Source organism: Variovorax sp. 10L426 (genome assembly GCF_056395305.1).
On record NZ_JBFTJF010000085.1, the window covers coordinates 1 to 472 of the forward strand.

1 protein-coding gene is annotated in these 472 nt (G+C 66.5%); it reads right to left on the reverse strand.

Annotated elements, in window-relative coordinates; genetic code table 11:
• The coding region (locus AC1DHL_RS29865) for an efflux RND transporter permease subunit (protein WP_478164345.1) at window positions 1-472 on the reverse strand (472 nt) is incomplete at both ends.

A 472-nucleotide genomic window follows, 5' to 3' on the forward strand; every position in this document is an offset into this window, starting at 1 on the left:
GCTTGGACGCCTTGACCGCCGCGTCGTAGGCGTTCAGCCCCTCCTTGATGCGCATCTCCACCGCGAACTCGAAGATCAGGATGGCGTTCTTGGCCGCCAGCGCGATCAGCACCGTCAGGCCGATCTGGAAGTACACGTCGTTCTGCATGCCGCGTATCAGGATGGCGACCAGCGCGCCGAACAGCGCGAACGGCACCGCCAGCAGCACGCCGATCGGCAGCGACCATTTCTCGTACTGGGCGGCCAGGATCAGGAACACCATCAGCAGCGCGAAGGCGAACACCATGGCGGCGGTCGAGCCGGCCTTCTTCTCCTCATACGCCTGCCCGCTCCACGCAAAGCTGTAGCCCTCGCCCAGCACCTCGGCGGCCACTTCCTCCATGGCGGTCAGCGCCTGCCCGGAGCTGTAGCCGGGCGCGGCGTCGCCGGTGATCTTGGCGGCCGGGAAGTTGTTGAAGCGCGTGACGAGGTC